The sequence below is a fragment of the Colwellia sp. MB02u-14 genome (assembly GCF_014076915.1).
GTDB lineage: Bacteria > Pseudomonadota > Gammaproteobacteria > Enterobacterales > Alteromonadaceae > Colwellia_A.
In genome coordinates, this window is record NZ_JACGUX010000059.1 from 1 (window position 1) to 7,036 (window position 7,036).

A 7,036-nucleotide genomic window follows, 5' to 3' on the forward strand; every position below is an offset into this window, starting at 1 on the left:
CGCCTAAGTCTCCCTTTAAGCTAACATTGATTCCTAGAAGAGATGCCTGCTCAAAACTTATTTCAGGGGGCAATCCAGCTATAGATTGAAAAGATGTAAAAAGTAAAATAAAAACAGCAATAATTATCACAAACACTCCATGTGCGTATAACGCCACGTTAAGCGGCAAAAAATTGTTGGCTAAAATTGTGAACGGAGTGAAACAGCCAACTGTTTTTTGTCCGTTTGAACGCCTTGTTAGGGCTATATTACTGCATATTTGACTGTTGAATTCTCTTTAAGAAGAAGTAAACACGTAAGCAAATACAGAGGGATAAGAGCTAAAAAAGTATATGTATAAGAAAACTCGCTCCCTCCAAAAGCCATTACACATCCTACAGCAGGCATAGCAAAACCTAAAAAGTAATAAGCTTTACTTTTATAAAGCCATCCAAAAGGAATGAAATGAGAGCCAAAAAGAATAGCTAAAACGAATGGAAACCAATTGGGAATTAATTGAAGTACTAAGATAAGCACTGGCCAATATAAAAATTGAGCACAGGCTAAAACTGTGGCCAAGTTTGATAATGGCGGGAATTTAGCAAATGGATTAACTTTGAATATTTTTGATATAAAGAAAGCTATTGGAAATGTACTACCAGTAGCAAAGATAACCATTATCAAAGCCTGCCTTTGTGGGAGAAAATTAATGACTAAAGCGCAAAGGCACATTACGATTAATCCAGCAAATGGAAAACCGATCCCCTTTTTAGTAAAACGTATTAACTCATCTCTATTATCCATTACATCTCCAGAAATTGATCTATAGCTCTAACGCCCCATTAAGAGGCTTTTAATTGTTGGTTAAAATGTGAAGCGAAGCGAAACCTAACCAACTGTTAAAAGTCCTGCTTGAATGGCTTGTTATGCTCTATATCTATTGACTCAACTTACCACTTAAAAGAGTAGAACCCTTCCCAATTACATCTTTTCTTTTGTCAAACCACTTCGTAAATAATACGCGAATTAGCCAATAAAAAATTATTACAATTAACAAATAAATCGGTAAGTTTGCATCAATGAAATTAGGCCATTTATCTGATGTATTCGCAACAAAGGAAAGTACCGCTCCTAGTAATGCATAACACATACGCCACAGATGTCGCGCAATACGATGAGCACCAGATATTCCACCACGTATAATCATATTCAAATCGAGAAGTGCTGCAAGTAAAGCAACACTTCCAAATATATAAAACATAGTAACCATGAAGCCTGGTTCTGAAGTGATTGCAGCATAAAAGAAATTCGCACTTATAACTGAAATGACAATAAACGCTACTATGTCAAAAACACCTATTTTCTTTTCTGGCATCAGAACTATAACCCATGCTGTTGAAGCGAAGTACACAGATGAAATAGCGATCGTAGGGTCATCGGCAAAATAGGCCCCACTTCCTGCCATTAGTAACAATGAAAAGAAAAATAAATTACCACTATACCTATGTAATTTTTCTCCTTTAGAGAAGATCAAAGCGCCTATACCAAATAATAGTACAAATGAACCTGCGATGATGTGAAACAAAAGCATAATAATTCCCTTTAATAAACTTTAGATAATATAAACCTGACCATCAGGCTTAAGAGCATAACGCCCCATTAAGCGGCAAAAAATTGTTGGCTAAAATGTGAACGGAGTGAAACAGCCAACTGTTTTTTGTCCGTTTGAATGCCTTGTTATGCGATTTTTACATTACCACAAACCGCATGATTTATATAAATATTAACGACATAAAATAAACATTTAAAAAACACAGCATTGCGACACACCAAAACGTGAATTTTGAGCCACTAATAAAAAGTGAATTTACCACTTACCTGCTTTGGCGAAAAACTATTTAACCAAAAACTGAAATAGATTTAATTACACGTAAATAATCAGGATAAAGAAAAGGCAACTACCACAATTACATTTAATCGAATTCGCAATGCCGTATAACGCCCAATTAACAGGCAAAAAATGGTTGGCTAAAATAGGTGAACGTAGTGAACAAAAAGCCAACTGTTTTTTGTCCTTGTTTAATTTCTTGTTATGTTTTTTATACTAAAACTATTGCAGACAATAAACCAGAACAAAGTAAAAGCATTGAAATATATAAGATTAACTTACGCGAGACTTGCGATAACAATTTTAATGGCCGGAGGAAGAAATGACTAAACATACTACCAGACACACCAAACCAAAGCAGTGACACAAAATATGCTTCGTTAGAATGATAGATGATGGTTGAACTACGCCCCCAAAAAACAGCTTCACCGGAGAGCAATAATAAAATAGTGTAAGTGAGTAGTAATACTGGTGCTATTAAACCCAATACACATACTTCTATTTTTTGATATTTAGCTAAATCCATTTATTCCACAACACTTGAGAAAAACATAACGCCAACTTAAGCGGCGCAAAAATAGTTTGCTATAATTGTTGAGGTACGAAACACAGCAAACTGTTTCAGTGTCCGACTTTAAGTTCTTGTTAGGTGAATTATTCACAAGTCGCAGTTCGGGTAGCCGTCATTGTTCCGTCAGCTTTAGCCAACCCCCAATCATAATAATAACCTTCTCCGCCTCGTTTAATGCTGATTGTGAATCTATTTTCTGATTTCCTATCAGTCCAATCAAAGCGCCAGTCCAGCCCATTACGATAGAGTTCACCTGCATAACCACTATGATCAGGAAATATAAGCCAAGCGTTTTCTAATGCCAATGACTCAGTATTTTTCTTTCTAAGGCTAAACATAAATTTACCCGATTGAGGGCCACCATAGTGTTTACACCTAAAGACAATTGGCCATTCTGCTTTTGATAATTTAAATTCAGTTCCGAGCTCTGTTTTACCAACAAGAACATCATTAGCAAACAAACTAAAGGGAAATAAAAATATAAAAAGTAATTTTGTTTTAATGTTCATCCATATACCCAAACCTGAAATTCACCTAACGCCCTATTAAGCGGCGATAAATTGTTGGCTAAAATGCGAGGAACGAAGCTAGCCAACTGTTTAGCGTCCGTCTTGAATAGCTTAGGAGACGCTTATGCGAGCCTCTAAGTTTCTAATTAAAGAACTAATTTCTAAATCAAAACCTGTTAAGTTTTTACCGCTCAAGTTTAGATTAATTAGTCGGTTTTTGTCTTCTAGAATCGGAACCATATGTTCTTTAAAGTTTTCCCAAGACATTTCTCTGGGTTCGATTTCAGATAATAAATCTGAATTTAATTTTTTCAATCTAACGATTCTAGATTTAGAAGACCAAACAGGAAGAGATACTCGGTTATCAGAAACATCAAACTCAAGCATTGTTCCGTCTGGGAATTCACCAAACCATAAATATTGCTTTTCTGATACCTCTTGATAGAATTTTTCAATCTGCGAACCTACGCTCATTTAATCAAGTCTCCTAACGCCGCGTTAACCGGCGTAGTAATGATGGCGACTTTTTTGCGTGTTTTTGCGAAAAAGGTGACAGCATTACGGAGTCCGTGTTGAACGCTTTGTTATACGTGGATCATATCGGGAGAATTGTTCCTTAGCTTTGTTAATTGAATCCAAACAATCTTGCTTTACCTTGCCAAGTTCGTAGAAACCGGAACAGTATTTTTCCATATCGGGAACCATCAAGTTCATGTATAGAGCTAGATATGTTGGTGTATCGAACTCCGTTTCTCCATTTTCATAATCGGATATGGCATCAGATAGAAATTTAAATACTGAATATGGCTGCGCAGAGTACATTTCCATTTCTTGGAAAGCCACCAACGTTTCAATTGGATTAATCATCCTTTCTTTAGAAAAGGTATCAATGTAATCATCGGCAGGGCCTTTGACTAGAAACCCAACTATAAAACCAATTGATGTGCAGACTAGTGCAACACATGAGATTAGTGATGCTAAGGAAATATTTTTAAGCACTGAAACTCCTTTTTACGTATAACGCCCGGCTAACCGTGCAAATTTTTGATGGCGGCTTTTATGCGTTTCTTTGCATAAAAGGTGACAGCGAACATTTGTCCGTTTGAGCCGTTTGTTATGCGCCGATATTACTATGATTTGAACCTGTTTTGCTGCTATTTTTTAGTGCTTTGATGGGCAAAAACAACACGGCAATTGAAACAATACCCATTGCAGCATAAACTTTGAAAAATACCATTCCTAGACTATTAGTGCTTTCTAGAGAACCCATAATATAAAAGCATATCCCTGAGACAACCCAAATTGATGCTGCTATAAAAATTCTTTTAATACTGAAATAATTTCTTGATGCAGTTATGAACAAACGAGACAAAAATATTATTAATAGAAGCGGGATGAATGCCAATAACCAAAGATTTGAAATGATGTTGAAAATAGACCACATATTGCAGAACTCTCTTTATATATAGTTTTCTAAACTAGCTGGAAATTAATTAATGCGCATAACGCCACATTAAGCGGCAAAAAATTGTTGGCTAAAATGTTGAACGAAGTGAAAACAGCCAACTGTTTTTTGTCCGTTTGAATGCCTTGTTATGCGATTTTTACACTACCACAAACTGCACAATTTATATAAATATTAATGACATAAAATGCACATTAAAAAAACTCACAGCATTGCGACACAATAAACTGTGAATGTTGAGCCACTAATGAAAAGTGAATTTATCACTTACCTACTTTGGCGAAAAACTATTTAACCAAAAACCTAAATAGATTTAATTACGCGTAAATAACCAAGATAAAGACAAATACCACAATTACATTTAATCGAATTCGCAATGCCGCATAACGCCCCATTAAGAGGCTTTTGATAGTTGGCTAAAATGTGAAGCGAAGCGGAACTAGCCAACTGTTAAAAGTCCTGCTTGAATGGCTTGTTATATTGCACTACTCACTAGCCTTGAAGCAATACTTTCAGTATCTCCGAACGAATAATTCCGCCACTTAGTGTGGTTAAATAAGTGAACGCCGGACTTTGAAACCAAGTGAACTCCTTGAACTATAACTGCATGAAACCCTGTACGATCTATTTCTAATTGGGACTCTTTTAAATCAGGGAGTTCATCGCAAACAAATACAATGTAAGCACCAATTTCTTTAAAAAGCCACATAGCTGAAGTTTGCTGCCTAATTGATTTACGAGCGTTTGCAATTTGAGTTTTAATATCTAGGTTTGAATCAAAACCTTTAACAGCTAAAACGTATCTGGCTAATTTAACCTTTTTAAACAGACATAAACTCAAATCAGTATTTAGTGAAAGTGATTGGGAGTATATCTCAGGATAAAAAGAGTTTTCGATATTATTGACGAAATTCACCTAACCTCCTCGTGCAATATAACGCCCTGTTAAGGGGCAAATTGTAGTTGGCTAAAATGTGAAGCGGAGCGAAACTAGCCAACTGTTATTTGTCCCGCTTGAACAGCTTGTTATGTGTAATTACGCACCTAGAACAAAAACAGCATAGAAAGCCATAAAAACAACTCCAACAGACGGTAAAACCAAAGCAAAACTTAAAATTTGATTAGACCAAAATAGATATTTATTGCTGTAACTTAGTCTAGTTTTATACACATAGAATGACACTAACAAACCAAAAGTAAAAGAAACCACTAAATCAAATATAGTTAGAGCACCGAATCCATTAGCAACTAGGGTATTAGTCGGTGTGAACCATGCAAAAAATTTAACAATCCACAGTATTACGCAAATGATAAGAATGAGATATTTGATTGAGAACCCTTTACACATAACGCCACATTAAGCGGCAAAAAATTGTTGGCTAAAATGTTGAACGAAGTGAAAACAGCCAACTTTTTTTTGTCCGTTTGAATGCCTTGTTATGCGATTTTTACATTACCACAAACTGCACAATTTATATAAATATTAGCGACATAAAATGCACATTAAAAAAACTCACAGCATTGCGACACACTAAACCGTGAATTTTGAGCCACTAATGAAAAGTTAATTTACCACTTACCTACTTTGGCGAAAAACTATTTAACCAAAAACTAAAATAGATTTAATTACGCGTAAATAACCAAGATAAAGGAAAGGCAACTACCACAATTACATTTAATCGAATTCGCAATGCCGCATAACGCCACGTTAAGCGGCAAAAAATTGTTGGCTAAAATTGTGAACGGAGTGAAACAGCCAACTGTTTTTTGTCCGTTTGAACGCCTTGTTATGTGTATGATAACCAAGCACTATTATGACAACATTAATTTAAAGAGTAACCAAAACTTTTAGGACTTTTAAGTATTTCTGTAACCGTAGATTTTGCAGTTTCGTTAGATAGTTCACAAACCTCTAAAATCTTAATCGCTACCTCTTTGTTGCCTGAAACTATCGCTTGATCAAAACTATCCATTTTCTTTAGAGCGAACAGTCTTTCGTTTACAGTCATTCCATCCAAAAACTCCATATTTGCAGACTTCCTAGATACACATAACGCCACGTTAAGCGGCAAAAAATTGTTGGCTAAAATTGTGAACGGAGTGAAACAGCCAACTGTTTTTTGTCCGTTTGAACGCCTTGTTAGGTTTTAAGACCAGATTAGATCACCGTAACCCCATATAATTGTGCCTACAACCAGTAATATATGAGCCGCAAACGAAACATTGCGTCTTGGTTTAGTTGGTTTTGCTTTAAGCGGGATAGACATATTTATTTTTGATTGCATAAATTGAGCTCGTTGGATGTCTTCGTATATGTGTGAAGAGATCTTAAACTCTACAAATGCAGCCAAAAGAACAACTACAGAACCCGAACGAGCAAACCAATTATAATCAGTTGAATAATAATCTGCGATTACAGAGATAACAGCAACTAATATAGCTACTCCGATAAGACTCCATTCAATTGGATATTTCCGATGCTTCATATATAAGGAAACCTAACGCCCCATTAAGAGGCAAATGATAGTTGGCTAAAATAAGCGACGAAGGAGCAAATAGCCAACTGTTATTTGTCCTGCTTGAATGGCTTATAGTTGGACCAATCCATTTATCAATCGATTAGT

At 35.7% G+C, this 7,036-nt stretch carries 10 protein-coding genes; all 10 read right to left on the reverse strand.

Annotation, left to right across the window (positions count from 1 at the left end; translation table 11 throughout):
- Window positions 1-243: 243 nt before the first annotated feature.
- A complete protein-coding gene (locus H4J52_RS04715; RefSeq protein WP_182224289.1) occupies window positions 244-783 on the reverse strand; it encodes a DUF7010 family protein in 540 nt (179 codons plus the stop codon).
- 133 nt (window positions 784-916) lie between these two features.
- Entirely contained in the window at window positions 917-1,570 is a 654-nt protein-coding gene (locus H4J52_RS04720; RefSeq protein ID WP_182134740.1) for a hypothetical protein, read from the reverse strand.
- Window positions 1,571-2,078: 508 nt separating this feature from the next.
- The gene (locus H4J52_RS04725) at window positions 2,079-2,393 is read right to left on the reverse strand and encodes a hypothetical protein (RefSeq protein WP_182224290.1); all 315 of its coding nucleotides are present in this window, start codon (window positions 2,391-2,393) and stop codon (window positions 2,079-2,081) included.
- A gap of 128 nt (window positions 2,394-2,521) precedes the next feature.
- Window positions 2,522-2,947, reverse strand: a complete 426-nt coding sequence (locus H4J52_RS04730; RefSeq protein ID WP_182224291.1) for a hypothetical protein — start codon at window positions 2,945-2,947, stop codon at window positions 2,522-2,524.
- Window positions 2,948-3,058: 111 nt separating this feature from the next.
- Window positions 3,059-3,421, reverse strand: a complete 363-nt coding sequence (locus H4J52_RS04735; RefSeq protein ID WP_182218437.1) for a DUF2750 domain-containing protein — start codon at window positions 3,419-3,421, stop codon at window positions 3,059-3,061.
- Window positions 3,422-3,505: 84 nt separating this feature from the next.
- On the reverse strand, window positions 3,506-3,946 hold the full coding sequence (locus H4J52_RS04740; RefSeq protein ID WP_182224292.1) for a hypothetical protein: 441 nt from the start codon (window positions 3,944-3,946) through the stop codon (window positions 3,506-3,508).
- Between the two features lie 115 nt (window positions 3,947-4,061).
- On the reverse strand, window positions 4,062-4,217 hold the full coding sequence (locus tag H4J52_RS04745; protein WP_182224293.1) for a hypothetical protein: 156 nt from the start codon (window positions 4,215-4,217) through the stop codon (window positions 4,062-4,064).
- A 670-nt stretch (window positions 4,218-4,887) separates the two neighbouring features.
- Window positions 4,888-5,328: a hypothetical protein gene (locus tag H4J52_RS04750; protein WP_182224294.1), complete on the reverse strand. Its 441-nt coding sequence runs from the start codon at window positions 5,326-5,328 to the stop codon at window positions 4,888-4,890.
- Window positions 5,329-6,235: 907 nt separating this feature from the next.
- A complete protein-coding gene (locus H4J52_RS04755; protein ID WP_182224295.1) occupies window positions 6,236-6,439 on the reverse strand; it encodes a hypothetical protein in 204 nt (67 codons plus the stop codon).
- 120 nt (window positions 6,440-6,559) lie between these two features.
- Entirely contained in the window at window positions 6,560-6,898 is a 339-nt protein-coding gene (locus H4J52_RS04760) for a hypothetical protein (protein WP_182224296.1), read from the reverse strand.
- Window positions 6,899-7,036 lie beyond the last annotated feature (138 nt).